Origin of the sequence: Streptococcus gwangjuensis, assembly GCF_028156745.1 — a bacterium.
In the GTDB taxonomy this organism is placed as follows: domain Bacteria; phylum Bacillota; class Bacilli; order Lactobacillales; family Streptococcaceae; genus Streptococcus; species Streptococcus gwangjuense_A.
Window position 1 is genome coordinate 118371 of sequence record NZ_JAODJG010000029.1, and the last position, 18692, is coordinate 137062.

Below are 18692 nucleotides of genomic sequence, written 5' to 3' on the forward strand. Positions count from 1 at the left end.
GTGAGCTGTGAGCTGTGAGCTGTGAGCTGTGAGCTGTGAGCTGTGAGCTGTGAGCTGTGAGCTGTGAGCTGTGAGCTGTGAGCTGTGAGCTGTGATTGCGTTCATACCAATCATTCCTTTACTTTTTGATAGTTCTATTATATCAAAATTTCAAAATTTTGCATATCTTCTTTTTTTGATGAACAGTCATCTGAATCATAAAGGCTATTAAAAAGATGTTCTGAAATTGCTTAGAGAGGGAAACTATGGATAAGAAAATTTTATTTGAATCTCTTAATACTGAACTATCCAAGGAGAATATTGACCTTTTCCGAAATGCCTGTGAAATATGGTATAATAGAAGAATGGCAAACAAGAATACAAGTAAAACAAGACGGAGACCGTCTAAAGCAGAACTCGAAAGAAAAGAAGCGATTCAACGAATGTTGATTTCGTTGGGAATCGCGCTTTTATTGATTTTCGCAGCCTTCAAATTAGGAGCTGCAGGTATCACCCTTTACAATTTAATACGCTTGCTGGTGGGTAGCCTAGCTTATCTGGCAATATTGGGTATCCTGCTCTACCTCTTCTTTTTCAAGTGGATCCGAAAACAGGAAGGGCTCCTATCTGGCTTTTTCACCATATTTGCAGGTTTACTCTTGATTTTTGAGGCCTACTTAGTTTGGAAATATGGTTTGGACAAGTCGGTATTAAAAGGGACCATGGCTCAGGTTGTGACGGATTTGACTGGTTTTCGAACGACCAGTTTTGCTGGAGGAGGCTTGATTGGGGTCGCTCTTTATATGCCAATTGCCTTTCTCTTTTCAAATGTCGGCACTTACTTTATTGGTTTTATCTTGATTTTAGCTGGAGCCCTCCTAGTCAGTCCTTGGTCTGTTTACGATATTGCTGAATTCTTCAGTAGAGGCTTTGCCAAATGGCGGGAAGGGCATGAGCGTCGAAAAGAGGAACGCTTTGTCAAACAAGAAGAAAAAGCTCGTCAAAAAGCTGAGGAAGAAGCTAGATTAGAAAAAGAAGCAGCTGAGAAAGCCTTGCTCGATTTGCCTCCTGTTGATATGGAAACAGGTGAAATTTTGACAGAAGATGTTGTACTTGACGTTCCACCTTTTCCAGATGAAGAGTGGGTAGAACCAGAAATCATCTTGCCTCAAGTTGAACTTGAATTCGCTGAACAGGAAGATGGCTCTGATGATGAAGATGTTCAGGTCGATTTTTCAGCCAAGGAGGCTCTTGAGTACAAACTTCCAAGCTTACAACTCTTTGCACCTGATAAACCCAAGGACCAGTCTAAAGAAAAGAAAATCGTTCGAGAAAACATCAAAATCCTAGAAGAAACCTTTGCTAGCTTCGGTATCAAGGTAACAGTTGAACGGGCCGAAATTGGGCCATCAGTGACCAAGTATGAAGTCAAGCCAGCAGTGGGTGTAAGGGTCAACCGCATTTCCAATCTGGCAGACGACCTCGCTCTAGCCTTGGCGGCCAAGGATGTCCGAATCGAGGCACCTATCCCAGGGAAATCTCTCGTTGGAATTGAAGTTCCTAACTCTGAGATTGCGACTGTATCTTTCCGCGAACTATGGGAACAATCTCAAACAAAAGCAGAAAATCTCTTGGAAATTCCTTTAGGAAAGGCGGTTAATGGCACCGCAAGAGCTTTTGACCTTTCTAAAATGCCCCACTTGCTAGTCGCAGGTTCAACGGGTTCAGGGAAGTCAGTAGCTGTTAACGGCATTATAGCTAGCATTCTCATGAAGGCAAGACCAGACCAAGTTAAATTTATGATGGTCGATCCCAAGATGGTTGAGTTGTCTGTTTACAATGACATTCCTCATCTCTTGATTCCAGTTGTGACCAATCCACGCAAGGCCAGCAAGGCTCTGCAAAAGGTCGTGGATGAAATGGAAAATCGTTATGAACTCTTTGCCAAGGTGGGAGTTCGGAATATTGCAGGTTTTAATGCCAAGGTAGAAGAGTTCAATGCCCAGTCTGAGTACAAGCAGGTTCCGCTACCGCTCATTGTCGTGATTGTGGATGAGTTGGCTGACCTCATGATGGTGGCCAGCAAGGAAGTGGAAGATGCTATCATTCGTCTCGGACAGAAGGCGCGTGCTGCAGGTATCCACATGATTCTTGCAACCCAGCGCCCATCCGTTGATGTCATTTCTGGTCTGATCAAGGCCAATGTTCCTTCTCGTGTCGCTTTCGCAGTTTCATCAGGAACAGATTCCCGTACGATTTTGGATGAAAATGGAGCGGAAAAACTGCTTGGACGTGGAGATATGCTTTTTAAACCAATTGATGAAAATCATCCAGTTCGTCTCCAAGGCTCCTTTATCTCGGATGATGATGTCGAGCGCATCGTAAACTTCATCAAGGCTCAGGCTGATGCGGACTACGATGAGAGTTTTGATCCAGGTGAGGTTTCTGAAAATGAAGGAGAATTTTCAGATGGTGATTCTGGTGGAGATCCGCTTTTTGAAGAAGCCAAGGCTTTGGTAATCGAAACTCAGAAAGCCAGCGCATCCATGATTCAGCGTCGTTTGTCTGTTGGATTTAACCGTGCGACCCGCCTTATGGAAGAACTTGAGATGGCAGGTGTCATTGGTCCAGCTGAAGGAACTAAACCAAGAAAAGTATTGCAACAATAAAAAAATAGCTTCTTTCCAAATTTGGAAGGAAGCTATTTTACTGGCTATTGATTAGTTTTATTTTCTGAAGTTGGAGTATTAGACTGTTTTTCATTTTCAGTGGTAGGTTTACTTGGAGCAGGTGTAGTAGAGTCTTGAGTTGATGTTTTCTGCTCTTCTTTTTTCTCTTCTTTGACGCTGGATTTTGGCGTTTCTTCTTGCTGTGTTTTTTCTTGAGAAGTGTTGTTTTCCTTATTGGGACTAGTGTTTTCCTGAGGGGATTCCTTTTGAATTTCTTTGACAATTGTTGTCGTCTGGCTTGTCGTAGGTTCTTTTTTAGTATTTTTGTTATTATCCAAGGCGTTCATGATAGTGATACTTGCGGTAATCAAGCCAAGGATACTACCGATAGTAGCAATGGTTTTTTGAAAGACCGTAAAGCCTTTTTTGATGTGCTCTGTTTTTGGTTTTGAAGTTCTACGATAATTAGACATGCATTCTCTCCTTTAATTAAAATTTATTATACCTCATTTCTTTAAAAAAATCTTAAAAAAAGAGGAATTGCCCTTTCTTGTCGCAAGCTCTGTTTCATGATACAATAGAAGGAGTGATTTTAGAAAGCGTGAGAAAACATGATTTACTTTGATAATTCGGCGACGACCAAGCCTTATCCTGAAGCCCTTGAAACTTATATGCAGGTCGCTTCAAAAATTTTAGGAAATCCATCTAGTCTCCATCGTTTGGGAGACCAGGCAACACGAATCTTAGATGCTTCTCGCCAACAGATTGCAGATTTAATCGGTAAGAAAAGCGATGAAATCTTCTTTACTTCTGGTGGGACAGAAGGAGATAACTGGGTCATCAAGGGTGTGGCCTTTGAAAAGGCTCAGTTTGGCAAGCACATCATCGTATCAGCCATTGAACATCCGGCAGTCAAAGAGTCAGCTCTCTGGTTGAAAAGTCAAGGGTTTGAAGTGGATTTTGCTCCAGTTGATGAGAAAGGATTTGTGGATGTTGAGGCTCTAGCAGCTTTGATACGACCTGATACGACCCTCGTTTCCATCATGGCTGTGAATAATGAAATCGGCTCTGTTCAGCCCATTGAGGCTATTTCAGAACTGTTGGCAGACAAGCCGACTATTTCCTTCCATGTTGATGCGGTTCAGGCACTTGCCAAGATTACGACTGAAAAATATTTGACAGAACGAGTGGATTTTGCAACTTTCTCTAGCCACAAGTTTCACGGAGTTCGAGGTGTTGGATTTGTTTATATCAAGTCTGGCAAGAAGATTTCGCCTCTTTTAACAGGTGGTGGTCAGGAGCGTGATTATCGGTCGACTACTGAAAATGTGGCAGGGATTGCAGCGACAGCCAAGGCTCTCCGTTTGTCTATGGAAAAGCTAGATATCTTTACTAGTAAGACTGGCCAGATGAAGGCAGTGATTCGTCAAGCCCTTCTGGACTATCCAGATATTTTTATCTTCTCAGATGAGGAAGACTTTGCCCCTCATATCCTGACTTTTGGAATCAAGGGTGTTCGTGGAGAAGTTATCGTTCATGCCTTTGAAGACTATGATATTTTTATTTCTACGACTTCTGCTTGTTCGTCCAAGGCTGGAAAACCTGCAGGTACCTTGATTGCCATGGGAGTGGACAAGGATAAGGCCCAGTCAGCTGTGCGTTTAAGCCTAGACCTTGAAAATGATATGAGTCAGGTCGAGCAGTTTTTGACCAAGTTAAAATTAATTTACAATCAAACTAGAAAAGTAAGATAGGAGCATTCATGCAATATTCAGAAATTATGATTCGCTACGGTGAGCTGTCAACCAAGGGTAAAAACCGTATGCGTTTCATCAATAAACTTCGCAATAATATTTCAGACGTTTTGTCTATCTATCCCCAGGTAAAAGTAACCGCTGATCGCGACCGTGCCCATGCTTACCTCAATGGAGCAGATTACACAGCAGTAGCAGAATCGCTTAAGCAAGTCTTTGGAATTCAAAATTTTTCCCCTGTATACAAGGTCGAAAAATCTGTAGAAGTTCTGAAGTCTGCTGTCCAAGAGATTATGAAAGATATATATAAGGAAGGCATGACTTTCAAAATCTCTAGCAAGCGTAGCGATCACAACTTTGAATTGGATAGTCGTGAACTCAACCAAACACTTGGAAGGGCTGTATTCGAAGCTATTCCAAATGTGCAAGCTCAAATGAAAAGTCCTGACATCAATCTTCAGGTGGAGATCCGTGAAGAAGCAGCCTATCTTTCTTATGAAACCATTCGTGGGGCTGGTGGTTTGCCAGTTGGAACTTCAGGTAAAGGGATGCTTATGTTGTCAGGAGGGATTGACTCACCTGTAGCAGGTTATCTTGCTTTGAAACGTGGAGTGGATATTGAGGCGGTTCACTTTGCTAGCCCACCATATACTAGTCCAGGGGCTCTTAAAAAAGCGCAAGATTTGACCCGCAAATTAACCAAGTTCGGGGGAAATATCCAGTTTATCGAAGTGCCTTTCACAGAGATTCAAGAGGAAATTAAGGCTAAAGCGCCAGAAGCTTACCTCATGACCTTGACACGCCGTTTTATGATGCGGATTACCGATCGTATTCGCGAGGTACGAAATGGTTTGGTTATCATCAATGGGGAAAGTCTTGGTCAAGTAGCTAGCCAGACCTTGGAAAGCATGCAGACTATCAACGCTGTAACCAGTACTCCAGTCATTCGTCCTGTGGTGACTATGGATAAGTTAGAAATCATTGACATCGCCCAGAAAATCGATACCTTTGACATTTCAATCCAGCCATTTGAAGACTGTTGTACGATTTTTGCACCAGATCGTCCAAAAACAAATCCTAAGATTAAGAATGCGGAGCAATACGAAGCTCGCATGGATGTTGAAGGTTTAGTTGAGCGAGCAGTGGTTGGAATCATGATTACTGAAATCACGCCTCAAGCTAAAAAAGATGAAGTTGATAACCTGATTGACAATCTCCTCTAATCAGAAAATCCAGAAGAATTCAGAAAAATAAATGAAAAAGTTAGTTATTTATCCTTAAAATGGACAATTACTGACTTTTTTTCTATTTTTGTGGTATAATAAGATAAAATTTTGAATATAGAGAGTTTTCTGACAATGAATCAATACTACTTTTATTTAAAAATGAAAGAACACAAACTCAAGGTTCCTTATACAGGTAAGGAACGCCGTGTACGTGTTCTTCTGCCTAAAGATTATGAGAAAGACACGGATTGTTCCTATCCTGTTGTTTACTTTCATGATGGGCAAAATGTTTTTTATAGCAAAGAGTCTTTCATTGGTCACTCATGGAAGATTATTCCAGCTATTAAACGAAATCCTGATATTAGTCGCATGATTGTAGTTGCCATTGACAATGATGGTATGGGGAGGATGAATGAGTATGCGGCTTGGAAGTTCCAAGAATCTCCTATTCCGGGGCAGCAGTTTGGTGGTAAAGGTGTGGAGTATGCCGAGTTTGTCATGGATGTGGTCAAACCTTTTATCGATGAGACTTACCGTACCAAAGCTGACCGCCAGCATACGGCTATGATTGGTTCCTCACTAGGAGGCAATATTACCCAATTTATCGGTTTGGAATACCAAGACCAAATCGGTTGCCTAGGCGTCTTTTCATCTGCAAACTGGCTCCACCAAGAAGCATTTAACCGTTATATCGAGCGCCAAAAACTGTCGCCTGACCAGCGCATCTTCATCTATGTAGGAACAGAAGAAGCAGATGACACAGACAAGACCTTGATGGCTGGCAATATCAAACAAGCCTATATCGACTCATCGCTTCGCTATTACCATGATTTGATTGCAGGTGGAGTAGTCTTGGATAATCTTGTCTTAAAAGTTCAGTCTGGTGCTATTCATAGTGAAATCCCTTGGTCGGAAAATTTACCAGACTGTCTGAGATTTTTTGCAGAGAAATGGTAAGTTAGGAAAGGAGAAAGCCAATGCATATTGAAAACCTTAGCCACTGGAGTGGTCACCTCAACCGTGAAATGTACCTTAATCGTTATGGACATGCTGGGATTCCAGTTGTGGTTTTTGCTTCATCAGGTGGCAGTCACAACGAATACTATGATTTTGGCATGATTGATGCCTGTGCTTCCTTTATCGAGGAAGGCCGTGTCCAGTTCTTTACCCTATCCAGTGTAGACAGTGAGAGCTGGTTGGCCACTTGGAAAAATGGTCACGACCAAGCAGAGATGCACCGTGCCTATGAACGCTATGTGATTGAGGAGGCCATTCCTTTTATCAAGCACAAGACAGGTTGGTTTGATGGTATGATGACGACAGGTTGCTCCATGGGCGCCTACCATGCACTCAATTTCTTCCTTCAGCATCCAGATGTCTTTACCAAGGTGATAGCTCTTAGTGGTGTTTACGACGCACGTTTCTTTGTCGGCGATTACTACAATGACGATGCTATTTACCAAAACTCGCCAGTAGATTATATCTGGAACCAGAACGACGGCTGGTTTATTGATCGTTATCGTCAGGCAGAGATTGTGCTGTGTACGGGTCTTGGTGCCTGGGAACAAGATGGTCTACCATCTTTCTACAAGCTCAAAGAAGCCTTTGACCAGAAACAAATTCCAGCCTGGTTTGCTGAATGGGGACACGATGTCGCCCATGACTGGGAATGGTGGCGCAAACAAATGCCTTATTTCCTTGGAAATCTCTATTTATAAAAGGAGTTATCTATGAATTACCTTGTTATTTCTCCCTACTATCCGCAAAATTTTCAACAGTTTACAATTGAGCTAGCTAATAAAGGCATCACAGTCTTGGGAATCGGTCAAGAACCATACGAGCAATTGGATGAACCTTTACGCAATAGCCTAACCGAGTATTTCCGTGTTGACAATCTTGAAAATATAGATGAAGTCAAACGTGCAGTTGCTTTTCTCTTTTATAAACATGGCCCAATTGACCGCATTGAGTCTCATAATGAATACTGGCTTGAGCTGGATGCAACACTCAGAGAACAATTCAATGTCTTTGGTGCCAAACCAGAGGATCTCAAAAAGACGAAATTTAAGTCTGAAATGAAGAAACTTTTCAAAAAAGCAGGTGTCCCTGTGGTACCTGGAGCTGTTATCAAGACTGAAGCAGATGTGGATCAAGCTGTGAATGAAATCGGCCTTCCAATGATTGCAAAACCTGACAATGGAGTGGGAGCAGCCGCGACCTTTAAGCTTGAAACAGAAGACGATATCAATCACTTCAAGCAAGAATGGGACCATTCGACCGTTTATTTCTTTGAAAAATTTGTCACTTCAAGTGAAATCTGTACCTTTGACGGGCTCGTAGACAAGGATGGTAAGATTGTCTTTTCAACAACTTTTGACTACGCCTATACACCGCTGGATCTCATGATTTACAAGATGGACAATTCCTACTATGTTCTTAAGGATATGGATCCAAAATTACGTAAATATGGTGAGGCAATTGTCAAAGAATTTGGTATGAAAGAACGTTTCTTCCATATCGAGTTCTTCCGTGAAGGGGACGACTACATTGCCATTGAGTATAATAACCGTCCTGCAGGTGGTTTTACAATTGATGTTTATAACTTTGCTCATTCCTTGGACCTCTATCGTGGTTATGCAGCTATAGTCGCAGGAGAAGAGTTCCCAGTAACAGACTTTGAACCTCAGTATTGTTTGGCTACATCACGTCGTGCAAATGCTCACTATGTCTATTCTGAGGAGGACTTGCTTGCTAAATATAGCCAGCAGTTCAAGGTTAAAAAAATCATGCCAGCGGCCTTTGCGGAACTTCAAGGAGATTACCTTTATATGCTGACAACTCCGAGTCGACAAGAAATGGAGCAAATGATTGCAGATTTCGGGCAACGTCAAGAATAGGATATGAAGACTTAACAAGCTTTATTTGTTAAGTCTTTTTAAATCCTCTGAATAAAAGCGTTTTCCCAGTTAATCTTTTAGAAAACCTGTTGCTAAAAGATATAAAAATTGATAGAATAGGGATTGTCTAAAAAATTTTAAGGAGAATCTATCAAATGGATTTTACATGGGCTATTAAATATGCCACTGAATTCTTGGGAACTGCTATTTTGATCATTCTTGGTAATGGTGCAGTTGCTAACGTTGAACTTAAAGGTACGAAAGGTCACCAAAGTGGCTGGCTCGTTATTGCTGTTGGTTACGGTATGGGGGTTATGATTCCAGCTTTGATGTTTGGTAACGTATCAGGTAACCACATCAACCCAGCCTTCACTCTTGGACTTGCAATCAGCGGTCTCTTCCCTTGGGCACAAGTAGCACCTTATATCCTTGCACAAGTTTTGGGTGCTATCTTTGGTCAAGCCTTGGTTGTGGCAACACACCGCCCATACTACTTGAAAACTGAAAATCCAAACAATATCTTGGGTACTTTCTCAACAATCTCAAGTTTGGATCAAGGTACAAAAGAATCACGCTTTGCAGCAACTGTTAACGGTTTTGTAAACGAGTTTATCGGTTCATTTGTTCTGTTCTTTGCAGCTCTTGGATTGACTAAAAACTTCTTTGGTGCTGAGGTTCTTCAATACATGAAACAAATGGCTAGTCAAGCAGGCCAAACAGTTGACTTCTCTGATTTAGCAATTAAAGCTCAAACAGCACCTCATACAGCTTCTGGTCTTGGAATTGCTCACTTGGCACTTGGATTCCTTGTTATGGCCTTGGTAACATCACTTGGTGGACCTACAGGGCCTGCCTTGAACCCAGCCCGTGACTTGGGACCACGTCTCCTTCATGCTTTCCTTCCAAAATCAGTTCTTGGTGAGCACAAAGGTGATTCAAAATGGTGGTACTCTTGGGTACCAGTTGTAGCACCTATCGCAGCAGCAATTGCGGCAGTAGCTATCTTCAAATTCCTTTACCTATAAGACATTGAAACCGAGGAAAGCCTCGGTTTTTTAGATGAAATTTTTACGAAAATTGGTAAATTTGAGCATAATATCTTGTAAAAAATTCTAAAATCCTTTAAAATAAAAGAGTTGGAGGAATTTATGAATGTAAATCAAATTGTACGGATTATTCCTACTTTAAAAGTTAATAATAGAAAATTAAATGAAATATTTTATATTGAAACCCTTGGCATGAAGGCCTTGTTAGAAGAATCGGCCTTTCTATCACTAGGTGATCAAACAGGTCTAGAAAAGCTGGTTTTAGAAGAAGCTCCAAGTATGCGAACTCGTAAGGTAGAGGGAAGAAAAAAGCTGGCTAGATTGATTGTCAAGGTAGAAAATCCTTTGGAAATTGAAGGACTCTTATCTAAAACAAATTCGATTCATCAATTGTATAAGGGGAATAATGGCTACGCATTTGAAGTTTTTTCACCAGAAGGTGATTTGATTTTGATTCATGCGGAAGATGACAGGGACAGTCTAGTAGAAGTAGAAGAAAAGCCTGCATTTCAATCAGATTTGGAATCAATTTCTTTGAGTAAATTTGAGATTTCTATGGAATTACATCTTCCAACTGATATCGAAAGTTTCTTGGAATCATCTGAAATGGGGGCATCACTTGATTTTATCCCAGCTCAGGGGCAGGATTTGACTGTGGACAATACGCTTACTTGGGACTTATCTATGCTTAAGTTCTTGGTCAATGAATTAGACATAGCAAGTCTTCGCAAGAGGTTTGAGTCTACCGAATATTTTATTCCTAAGTCTGAAAAATTCTTCCTTGCTAAAGATCGAAATAATGTTGAATTGTGGTTTGAAGAAGTATGAAGTGGACCAAGATTATTAAAAAAATAGAAGAACAAATCGAGGCAGGGATTTATCCCGGAGCCTCTTTTGCGTATTTTAAGGACAATCAATGGACGGAGTTCTATTTAGGCCAGAGTGATCCAGAGCATGGCTTGGATACTGAGACAGGACTGCTTTATGACCTAGCCAGTGTCAGCAAGGTTGTTGGGGTTGGGACAGTTTTTATCTTTTTGTGGGAAAAAGGTCAATTAGATATTGACAGACCTGTGACAGATTTTTTAGCTGAGAGTGATTATCCAGATATCACTATTCGCCAGCTCTTAACCCATGCTACAAATCTTGATCCTTTTATTACCAATCGTAATCGTTTAACAGCCTCAGAATTAAAGGAAGCGATGTTTCATCTCAAGAGACGCAATCAGCCAGCCTTTCTTTATTCGGATGTCCATTTTTTATTTTTAGGCTTTATTTTGGAAAGAATCTTTGATCAGGACTTGGATGTGATTTTACAGGAGCAAGTTTTTAAAACTTGGGGAATGACGGAAACCCAATTTGGACCTGTTGGGCTTGCTGTTCCAACAGTCAGAGGTGTAGAGGCAGGTTTGGTACATGATCCCAAGGCTCGTCTCCTGGGCAGACATGCAGGTAGTGCTGGTTTATTTTCGACTGTAAAGGATTTACAAATCTTTTTGCAACACTATTTAGCAGATGATTTTGCAAGAGACTTGAGTCAAAATTTTTCACCTTTGGATGACAAGGAACGTTCTTTGGCATGGAATTTGGAAGGAGATTGGCTAGACCATACGGGCTATACAGGTACCTTTATCATGTGGAATCGCCAGAAGCAAGAAGCGGCTATTTTCCTATCGAATCGGACCTATGAAAAGGATGAGAGGGCTCAATGGATTGTAGACCGCAATCAAGTAATGGACTTGATTCGCAAAGAAGAGTAAGGAGAGACATGTCAAACAGTTTAAAAGGGACTTTATTAATAGTTGTAGCTGGCATTGCTTGGGGCTTGTCAGGAACGAGTGGCCAATACCTGATGGCACATGGAATTTCGTCTCTGGTTTTAACTAACTTACGACTTTTAATCGCCGGTGGGATTCTCATGGTCTTGGCTTATGCTACTGCAAAGGATAGAATGCTGGCCTTTTTAAAGGATAGAAAGAGTTTGCTGTCTCTTCTCATTTTTGCTTTGATTGGACTTTTTCTCAATCAATTTGCCTATCTAACTGCTATTCAGGAAACCAATGCAGGAACCGCGACGGTACTTCAGTATGTTTGTCCTGTCGGGATTTTGATTTATAGCTGTATCAAGGATAAGGTGGCGCCGACACTGGGAGAGATTGTTTCCATCATATTAGCCATTGGAGGGACCTTCTTGATCGCAACTCATGGGCAGTTGGACCAGTTATCCATGACACCTGCAGGCCTGTTCTGGGGTCTCTTTTCTGCTCTGACTTACGCACTTTATATCATTTTGCCCATATCCTTGATTAAGAAGTGGGGGAGCAGTTTGGTCATTGGTGTGGGAATGGTCATAGCTGGTTTGGTCGCCCTTCCTTTTACAGGAGTTCTACAGGCTACCATTCCAACTAGTCTTGATTTTCTCTTTGCATTTACGGGCATTATTCTTATCGGGACTGTTTTTGCCTATACAGCCTTTCTAAAAGGAGCCAGTCTGATAGGACCGGTCAAGTCAAGTTTGTTGGCTTCGATTGAGCCAATCTCTGCAGTTTTCTTTGCTTTCCTGATCATGAATGAACAATTTTATCCCATTGATTTTCTTGGCATGGCAATGATTTTATTTGCAGTAACCCTGATTTCTTTGAAAGATTTATTGTTAGAGAAATAAACAAAAAATGAAAGTATATGATAACCACTCTTAAAGAGGGGTTATTTTTGCTAATAAAAGCTTTTGAATCTAAATGAATTAATGAAATTTTATAAAAGTTTAAGCCTTTTTTCTTAAAATATTTATATGAGTATAGAATACCTGGAGAAAATATGAACATTTTTAAAAGAATACATCCATCTAAACCTCTAAAATACTTGAGATGGTTTGACATTGTGATTATTACGATCATAATGTTTGGTCAGTTTATAATTCGTTCAACCGAGCTATTTTTAGCAAATACGTTTCCAACGGGTGTATCAAGTACAGTAGGGACAGTTAGACAGGCTGCAAGCGAAGGTGCTGCTTATTTTAGTAATTTTACCCTGCAAGCTATATTACTAACTGTGACCTTACTCTATCTTTTGATTCGAAATTATGATTTTAAACAGCTTCCTATTCGCTGGAATTGGTCCACTATCTTTTGGGTTCCATTTATATTTGCTTTAGTGGGACTGTTTGGAGACTTGGTTACAACTCTCACTGGTAAATATAATTACTTTAATCCAGACCTTTTTGCCTATATAGATTTCACGCAAATAATAGGTAAGTTTTTAGCTCTCAGTCCGATAGTGATTGCCTATGCCTTGCTTAATGGATTTTATGAAGAGTTTTTCTTTCTAGGTTTGTTAACTTCAGTGAAGGAAAAACACAAGTGGTTGGTTTTGCTTTATTCTACGATTATTCGTATTTCCTTCCACACCTATCAAGGATTAGTATGGGCTTTGGTAATCGGTGTAGTTTATGGCTTATTCTATTATTTCTTATACAAATATAAAATAAAAAATCTTCTTCCATTCTTTCTCATGCATGCTTTAGCAGATATGTTTGGTTCTAGCCTGATCTATCTATTGGTTGCTTGGGGGACTTAAGAATCAAAAAAGTCCGCTCAGTTGTCTGAGCGGACTTTTTGTTTCAAGACGTTTAGTCTTTGTTTTCATATGGTAAGATCAAGTTCAAAATGATTCCTGTCATGGCTGATAGGGCAGTACCTGAAAGGGTAACTGGACCGAGTTTAAGGATAGCTCCTCCAAGTCCAAGGACCAACATAGCACTTGCGATGATTAGGTTACGCATTTGAGCGAAATCAACACGTTCTTTGATCAAAACTTTCAAACCGTTGCTTGCGATAACCCCATAGAGAAGGATTGACATACCACCAAGTACAGCATTTGGAATAGTTGAAATCAAGGCAGTGAATTTACCAAGGAAGCTAAGGGCAATCGCGATAAAGGCAGCGTTACGGATAACTGAGACAGAAGCGATACGAGTCATACCAATAACCCCTGTATTTTCTCCGTAAGTTGTATTGGCTGGTCCACCAAGGAAGGCAGAAACAGAAGTTGCGATACCGTCACCAAGAAGAGTACGGTGAAGACCTGGTTCTTTCAAGAATTGACGACCACAGATTTGACCCAAAACAGTATGGTCTCCGATATGTTCAGAAATTGTTACGATAGCGATTGGCAAGATAGCGATGGTTTCTGGACCAAAGTAAAGATTGTATTCTTTAAAGGCACCACCTGTGCTAAATGGCAAGTAGAAACCAGGGATTTCAAACCAGTTAGCTTTAAGAACTGGTGTAAAGTCAACCAAACCAAGAGTTAGTGCGAAGAGGTAACCACCGATAATGGCAAAGAGGAATGGAATGATTCGTAAGAAGCCTTTTCCTTTTGTATTGATAAAGGCAGCAATCAAGAAAGTAACAACTGCTACAAGAGCATTTTTCCAATTCCCATCCGCTACAAGACCAGCGTTGGTAACAGCTGAACCTGCAAGGCCAAGACCGATAACGATGATCATAGGTCCGATGATTATTGGCGGTAAGAGTTTATCAATCCATTTTGTACCTGCAAAACGAACACTTGCAGCCACAAGGACATAGACTAAACCAGTCAAGATAACCCCTGTTTGAGCAGCAGATACATCACCACCCATTTCTTTCATAGCTAGGGACATAGCTGTGATAAAGGCAAATGAAGAACCTAGATAAACGGGAACTTTAAAACCAGTTGAAATCATATAGATGAGTGTTCCTACACCTGAAGCAAAAAGGGCAACAGATACAGGCATTCCCAAAATCAGTGGTACCAAGATGGTCGCACCAAACATGGCGAAAACGTGTTGGAAGCTAAGGAGAATTCCTTTTCCAGCCGAAGGACGTTGGTCAACGTCTAGTAACAAATCAACAGTTGATTCTTGTTTCATATAAACCTCACTTTTGGGCATCAAAAAAGAGCCCATTATTTTACAGCAATAGGCCCTCAGAGTAAGACTTCTCTAAAATCTAGACTTTAAAGAGTTTCAAGTATTTCTGCGTCTTCGTCACCTCACGGGATGACATTAAAAACCTTTGCTTGTGATAGTATAGCAAAAATTGTAAACTTTGTAAATCATTTTTTAGTAAAAATTTAAAGCGGGCGTTTATTGGGCATGCCAGCCTTACGTGGAAATTTATTTGGTGTTTCTTTTTTCTTTTCTACCACTGTGATGTAGCGCGGATTTCCATTAGGTAGAGCGTAGCTGAGATTGTCTTCGACCTTACTGAAGAGGAGGTTGAGGGCATTCTTGGCTTCTAACAATTCCTCGGGGGCATTGCTGGCTTTGAGTGCTAGTAGTTTCCCGCCAACTTTGAGGTAAGGAATTGTCAATTCAGATAAAACCTGCATGCGGGCAACCGCACGAGCTGTTACAAAATCATATTGAGCACGGAAGTTTTTGTCTTGTGCAAAGTCTTCTGCACGTCCATGGTAGAAATGAACATTGTCCAAATCCAGCTCTTGAGCCAAAAGTTGGAGGAAGTTGATGCGCTTATTGAGTGAATCAATGATGGTTACATCTAACTGAGGATAGAGAATTTTCATCGGCAGACTTGGAAATCCTGCCCCGGCTCCGATATCAAGAAGTTTGATATTCTCATTGGAAATCAAACCTTGAAGAATAGGTGCAATCGAATCGTAAAAATGTTTGAGATAAACTTCTTCTTTGTCCGTAATGGCTGTTAAATTAATCTTTTCATTCCATTCAACCAAGAGCTCAAAATAACGTTCAAATTGTTTTTTTTGCTGGTCCGAAAGTGAAAGATTTTGCTCGGCAAGCAAGTTGTAAAATGTTTCTGGTTTCATAGTTTTTTCCTTCTTTAGTATCATCTTATTTTACCACAATCATTAAAAATTTGATATACTGGTACTAATCTAAAAGCAGAAAGGACTTATATAATGACTTGGATTATTCTTGGAGTTTTAGCTCTTATTGTGATTTTTGTGATTGTTAGCTATAACGGTTTGGTTAAGAATCGTATGCAAACAAAGGAGGCTTGGAGTCAGATTGATGTTCAATTGAAACGTCGAAATGACCTCTTGCCAAACTTGATTGAGACTGTAAAAGGTTATGCCAAATATGAAGGTTCTACCCTTGAAAAGGTGGCAGAACTACGTAACCAAGTGGCGGCAGCGACTTCACCAGCAGAAGCTATGAAAGCTAGTGATGCCCTCACTCGTCAGGTTTCAGGAATTTTTGCAGTTGCAGAAAGCTATCCAGATTTGAAAGCTAGTGCAAACTTTGTTAAATTGCAAGAGGAGTTGACAAACACAGAAAATAAAATTTCTTACTCTCGTCAACTCTACAACAGTGTTGTCAGCAACTACAATGTAAAATTAGAAACTTTCCCAAGCAATATCATCGCTGGAATGTTTGGATTTAAAGCAGCAGATTTCCTTCAAACTCCAGAAGAGGAAAAGGCAGTTCCTAAGGTTGATTTTAGCGGTTTAGGTGACTAAGATGTTGTTTGATCAAATTGCAAGCAATAAACGAAGAACCTGGATTTTATTGCTGGTATTTTTCCTACTCTTAGCTCTTGTTGGCTATGCGGTTGGCTACCTCTTTATGCGATCTGGGTTTGGTGGTTTGGTTATCGCACTGATTATCGGCTTTATCTATGCCTTGTCCATGATTTTTCAATCGACAGAGATCGTCATGTCCATGAATGGAGCGCGTGAGGTTGATGAGCAAACGGCACCAGACCTCTATCATGTAGTGGAAGATATGGCTATGGTGGCTCAGATTCCTATGCCTCGTGTTTTCATCATTGATGATCCAGCCTTAAATGCCTTTGCGACAGGTTCTAACCCTCAAAACGCAGCGGTTGCTGCGACGTCAGGTCTCCTAGCTATCATGAATCGTGAAGAACTAGAAGCTGTTATGGGACATGAAGTCAGTCATATTCGTAATTACGATATCCGTATTTCGACTATTGCTGTTGCTCTTGCTAGTGCTATCACCATGCTTTCTAGCATGGCAGGTCGTATGATGTGGTGGGGTGGAGCAGGTCGCAGACGAAGTGATGATGACCGAGATGGAAATGGCTTAGAAATCATTATGCTCGTAGTTTCTCTACTAGCTATTGTACTGGCACCTCTTGCTGCCACCTTGGTACAACTAGCTATTTCTCGTCAGAGGGAATTCCTAGCGGATGCTTCTAGTGTTGAGTTGACTCGCAATCCTCAAGGGATGATTAATGCTCTACGCAAGTTAGACAACAGTAAACCGATGAGTCGTCCTGTTGATGATGCCAGCAGTGCACTTTATATCAATGATCCCAAGAAAGGGGGAGGGTTCCAAAAACTCTTTTATACCCACCCACCTATCTCAGAACGGATTGAACGTTTAAAACATATGTAAAAAAGAATCCAGAGGTCGTCTCTGGATTTTTGCTATGTTGCAAATTTATAAATCTTCTAAATTAACTAGCTCCAAACCGTGTTCTGTCAAGTGATAGATGGTCGAACAGATTTCTTTTAAGAAACGACGGTCATGCGAAACAGTGATGAGACCACCAGGATAGGTGGCAAAGAGTTTTCTGATTTGGGGTTGAGAAGTGGGAGAAAAATTTCGTGTAGGTTCATCCAGTAGGAGAAAGTTTGGTTTGCGCAAGACTAAATCCAAAAGCAGGAGTTTTCCCTGTTGCCCGCCAGATAAGGAGCGAATTTGATGTTGCATTTCTGGATAACTGAAATTGAGACTTGCTAAGTGAGATTGGATTTTCTGCAGTTCCTCTTTTTCCCCAGTTTTGCTGAGGTAGGCGATTGGGGATAAATCTAATTGCAGTTTTTTATGGTAATCTTGTGGCATAAAACCAAGGGAAATCTCTCTTTTATCATTAAGAAGTTGCTGTAACTTTGCTAACAGAGTTGATTTTCCAACACCATTTGGGCCGATGATACCGATTTTTTCTTTCCCACGGACAGTTAGTTGTAGTTCCTGAGCCAAAACTCGGTCGCCAATGGACAATTTTTCTTTTTCCAGTTGTATTAAGACTTTAGAAGCCGGTAATGTTTGTATTTCTGAAAAGAAAAGTTGGATTTGTTCTTCTTCAAGTGGTTTTTGGGTTATGGACTGAGCTGCCCTTTCGTAGCGTTTTTCTTGAGAGAGAACATTTTTCATCTTTTTAGCCAATAGGCGACCGGCAGTACTATCTTTAGTAGCTCGAAGCGCAGTTTCTACATTTTGCTTGACTCGCCGATGTTTTTCCATGATTTTATCGTAGGCTCTTTGGTCGTTAGCAGCTTGCTTGCTTTGTTTGGTAAAATTAGCCTTTCTCTGGTCGCTATAGCTATCATAGTCTAAGTGCTCTACTAGCGTTTCCGCTTCTTTCCGGTGCTTGACCAGTCGCAAGTGGACAATAGTATCAGCCGTTTCAGAAAGAAAGTCTTCATCATGGGAAATGAAAATAACGGTTTGCCGAATCTTGCGAATCTGACCTTTTAGCCAATCAACCGTCTCAAGGTCCAAGTCATTTGAAGGTTCATCTAAAAATAGAATCTCAAAGGGTTTGGCTAACTCATGGATGAGCTGAATTTTCAAAGCTTCGCCACCTGATAGACTGCCAATCTCTTGGTCGCTAGCGAAACGATTGCTATCAAAATGCAATTCTTCAGCCAAACGATAGAGGATACTGTAGTCTAAATCAATAGAATCTAAAAAGAAGTAGTCGTGTAGAGTTTTCTTTTTCAGCTCCTCGGGGAGTTTTTGAGGAATGTATGCTAGTGATTGATGGTCAGACTGGATGTCTCCCTTGATAGTGAAATCAGGTAAAGCTTTCCCCATTAAAGTTTTAAGCAAGGTTGATTTGCCATTTCCTTCTTCGCCAATAATAGCTACCTTTTCTCCGTTTTGTATGGTCATGTTTAAGTCAGAGACAAGGTCTCGTAAATCTTTGTTTTGTGTGATGGTCAGGTGATTGATTTTTATCATATAATTGTCCTTTCTAGAATGTTCATAGTGCATAACAAAAAGCTCTACTTTACCTAGTAGAGCCAAAGTTTATGTCAAAAAACTCTATTAATTCTCTTCGAAAATCCCTTCAAACCACGTCAGCGTCGCCTTACCGTATATATGTGACTGACTTCGTCAGTCTTA

17 protein-coding genes are annotated in these 18692 nt (G+C 40.8%); 13 read left to right on the forward strand and 4 right to left on the reverse strand.

Annotated features, from left to right (window positions below; translation table 11 throughout):
• Nucleotides 1–344 precede the first annotated feature (344 nt).
• On the forward strand, nucleotides 345–2648 hold the full coding sequence (locus tag N5909_RS02910; RefSeq protein WP_333908939.1) for a DNA translocase FtsK: 2304 nt from the start codon (nucleotides 345–347) through the stop codon (nucleotides 2646–2648).
• Nucleotides 2649–2692: 44 nt separating this feature from the next.
• Here N5909_RS02910 and N5909_RS02915 read toward each other — a convergent pair whose 3' ends face one another.
• Nucleotides 2693–3121 carry a DUF6556 family protein gene (locus tag N5909_RS02915; protein WP_020902322.1) on the reverse strand — a complete coding sequence of 143 codons (429 nt, stop codon included), beginning with the start codon at nucleotides 3119–3121 and terminating at the stop codon, nucleotides 2693–2695.
• Nucleotides 3122–3259: 138 nt separating this feature from the next.
• On the opposite strand from N5909_RS02915, the gene N5909_RS02920 reads away from it, so the two are divergent.
• The 10 genes from N5909_RS02920 (at nucleotide 3260) to N5909_RS02965 (ending at nucleotide 13147) form a co-directional block, all read left to right on the forward strand.
• The gene (locus tag N5909_RS02920) at nucleotides 3260–4402 is read left to right on the forward strand and encodes a cysteine desulfurase family protein (protein WP_271630777.1); all 1143 of its coding nucleotides are present in this window, start codon (nucleotides 3260–3262) and stop codon (nucleotides 4400–4402) included.
• 8 nt (nucleotides 4403–4410) lie between these two features.
• The gene (gene thiI / locus N5909_RS02925) at nucleotides 4411–5625 is read left to right on the forward strand and encodes a tRNA uracil 4-sulfurtransferase ThiI (protein WP_271630778.1); all 1215 of its coding nucleotides are present in this window, start codon (nucleotides 4411–4413) and stop codon (nucleotides 5623–5625) included.
• A gap of 135 nt (nucleotides 5626–5760) precedes the next feature.
• Entirely contained in the window at nucleotides 5761–6585 is an 825-nt protein-coding gene (locus tag N5909_RS02930) for an alpha/beta hydrolase (protein ID WP_271630779.1), read from the forward strand.
• A gap of 20 nt (nucleotides 6586–6605) precedes the next feature.
• On the forward strand, nucleotides 6606–7346 hold the full coding sequence (locus N5909_RS02935; RefSeq protein WP_153199706.1) for an esterase family protein: 741 nt from the start codon (nucleotides 6606–6608) through the stop codon (nucleotides 7344–7346).
• Between the two features lie 12 nt (nucleotides 7347–7358).
• Entirely contained in the window at nucleotides 7359–8525 is a 1167-nt protein-coding gene (locus N5909_RS02940; protein ID WP_271630780.1) for an ATP-grasp domain-containing protein, read from the forward strand.
• Between the two features lie 155 nt (nucleotides 8526–8680).
• Complete coding sequence (gene gla / locus N5909_RS02945) at nucleotides 8681–9550, forward strand: aquaglyceroporin Gla (protein WP_125452235.1); 870 nt, start codon at nucleotides 8681–8683, stop codon at nucleotides 9548–9550.
• Nucleotides 9551–9673: 123 nt separating this feature from the next.
• The gene (locus tag N5909_RS02950; RefSeq protein WP_271630781.1) at nucleotides 9674–10399 is read left to right on the forward strand and encodes a CppA N-terminal domain-containing protein; all 726 of its coding nucleotides are present in this window, start codon (nucleotides 9674–9676) and stop codon (nucleotides 10397–10399) included.
• Nucleotides 10396–11331, forward strand: coding sequence for a serine hydrolase domain-containing protein (locus tag N5909_RS02955; RefSeq protein WP_271630782.1), 936 nt, complete (start codon nucleotides 10396–10398; stop codon nucleotides 11329–11331). The genes N5909_RS02950 and N5909_RS02955 overlap by 4 nt, the downstream gene beginning before the upstream one ends.
• Before the next feature lie 8 nt (nucleotides 11332–11339).
• A complete protein-coding gene (locus tag N5909_RS02960) occupies nucleotides 11340–12236 on the forward strand; it encodes a DMT family transporter (RefSeq protein ID WP_271630783.1) in 897 nt (298 codons plus the stop codon).
• Between the two features lie 152 nt (nucleotides 12237–12388).
• Entirely contained in the window at nucleotides 12389–13147 is a 759-nt protein-coding gene (locus N5909_RS02965) for a CPBP family intramembrane glutamic endopeptidase (RefSeq protein ID WP_271630784.1), read from the forward strand.
• Between the two features lie 52 nt (nucleotides 13148–13199).
• Here N5909_RS02965 and N5909_RS02970 read toward each other — a convergent pair whose 3' ends face one another.
• Together N5909_RS02970 and rsmG are read right to left on the reverse strand one after the other, a co-directional pair.
• Complete coding sequence (locus N5909_RS02970; protein ID WP_031237775.1) at nucleotides 13200–14483, reverse strand: uracil-xanthine permease family protein; 1284 nt, start codon at nucleotides 14481–14483, stop codon at nucleotides 13200–13202.
• 203 nt (nucleotides 14484–14686) lie between these two features.
• The gene (gene rsmG / locus N5909_RS02975; protein WP_271630785.1) at nucleotides 14687–15400 is read right to left on the reverse strand and encodes a 16S rRNA (guanine(527)-N(7))-methyltransferase RsmG; all 714 of its coding nucleotides are present in this window, start codon (nucleotides 15398–15400) and stop codon (nucleotides 14687–14689) included.
• 93 nt (nucleotides 15401–15493) lie between these two features.
• On the opposite strand from rsmG, the gene N5909_RS02980 reads away from it, so the two are divergent.
• Both N5909_RS02980 and htpX read left to right on the forward strand, forming a co-directional pair.
• Nucleotides 15494–16054, forward strand: a complete 561-nt coding sequence (locus N5909_RS02980) for a LemA family protein (protein ID WP_000219833.1) — start codon at nucleotides 15494–15496, stop codon at nucleotides 16052–16054.
• Nucleotide 16055: 1 nt separating this feature from the next.
• On the forward strand, nucleotides 16056–16955 hold the full coding sequence (htpX, locus tag N5909_RS02985) for a zinc metalloprotease HtpX (RefSeq protein ID WP_033681990.1): 900 nt from the start codon (nucleotides 16056–16058) through the stop codon (nucleotides 16953–16955).
• Between the two features lie 45 nt (nucleotides 16956–17000).
• Here the strand turns inward: htpX and N5909_RS02990 are convergent, their stop codons facing one another.
• A complete protein-coding gene (locus tag N5909_RS02990) occupies nucleotides 17001–18560 on the reverse strand; it encodes an ATP-binding cassette domain-containing protein (RefSeq protein ID WP_033682057.1) in 1560 nt (519 codons plus the stop codon).
• Nucleotides 18561–18692: the final 132 nt, after the last annotated feature.

Excerpts from the sequence above, each read along its gene's own strand:
- N5909_RS02910 (WP_333908939.1), top strand. The coding sequence starts at position 345 with ATGGCAAACAAGAATACAAGTAAAACAAGACGGAGACCGTCTAAAGCA.
- N5909_RS02915 (WP_020902322.1), bottom strand. The coding sequence starts at position 3,121 with ATGTCTAATTATCGTAGAACTTCAAAACCAAAAACAGAGCACATCAAA.
- N5909_RS02920 (WP_271630777.1), top strand. The coding sequence starts at position 3,260 with ATGATTTACTTTGATAATTCGGCGACGACCAAGCCTTATCCTGAAGCC.
- thiI (WP_271630778.1), top strand. The coding sequence starts at position 4,411 with ATGCAATATTCAGAAATTATGATTCGCTACGGTGAGCTGTCAACCAAG.
- N5909_RS02930 (WP_271630779.1), top strand. The coding sequence starts at position 5,761 with ATGAATCAATACTACTTTTATTTAAAAATGAAAGAACACAAACTCAAG.
- N5909_RS02935 (WP_153199706.1), top strand. The coding sequence starts at position 6,606 with ATGCATATTGAAAACCTTAGCCACTGGAGTGGTCACCTCAACCGTGAA.
- N5909_RS02940 (WP_271630780.1), top strand. The coding sequence starts at position 7,359 with ATGAATTACCTTGTTATTTCTCCCTACTATCCGCAAAATTTTCAACAG.
- gla (WP_125452235.1), top strand. The coding sequence starts at position 8,681 with ATGGATTTTACATGGGCTATTAAATATGCCACTGAATTCTTGGGAACT.
- N5909_RS02950 (WP_271630781.1), top strand. The coding sequence starts at position 9,674 with ATGAATGTAAATCAAATTGTACGGATTATTCCTACTTTAAAAGTTAAT.
- N5909_RS02955 (WP_271630782.1), top strand. The coding sequence starts at position 10,396 with ATGAAGTGGACCAAGATTATTAAAAAAATAGAAGAACAAATCGAGGCA.
- N5909_RS02960 (WP_271630783.1), top strand. The coding sequence starts at position 11,340 with ATGTCAAACAGTTTAAAAGGGACTTTATTAATAGTTGTAGCTGGCATT.
- N5909_RS02965 (WP_271630784.1), top strand. The coding sequence starts at position 12,389 with ATGAACATTTTTAAAAGAATACATCCATCTAAACCTCTAAAATACTTG.
- N5909_RS02970 (WP_031237775.1), bottom strand. The coding sequence starts at position 14,483 with ATGAAACAAGAATCAACTGTTGATTTGTTACTAGACGTTGACCAACGT.
- rsmG (WP_271630785.1), bottom strand. The coding sequence starts at position 15,400 with ATGAAACCAGAAACATTTTACAACTTGCTTGCCGAGCAAAATCTTTCA.
- N5909_RS02980 (WP_000219833.1), top strand. The coding sequence starts at position 15,494 with ATGACTTGGATTATTCTTGGAGTTTTAGCTCTTATTGTGATTTTTGTG.
- htpX (WP_033681990.1), top strand. The coding sequence starts at position 16,056 with ATGTTGTTTGATCAAATTGCAAGCAATAAACGAAGAACCTGGATTTTA.
- N5909_RS02990 (WP_033682057.1), bottom strand. The coding sequence starts at position 18,560 with ATGCACTATGAACATTCTAGAAAGGACAATTATATGATAAAAATCAAT.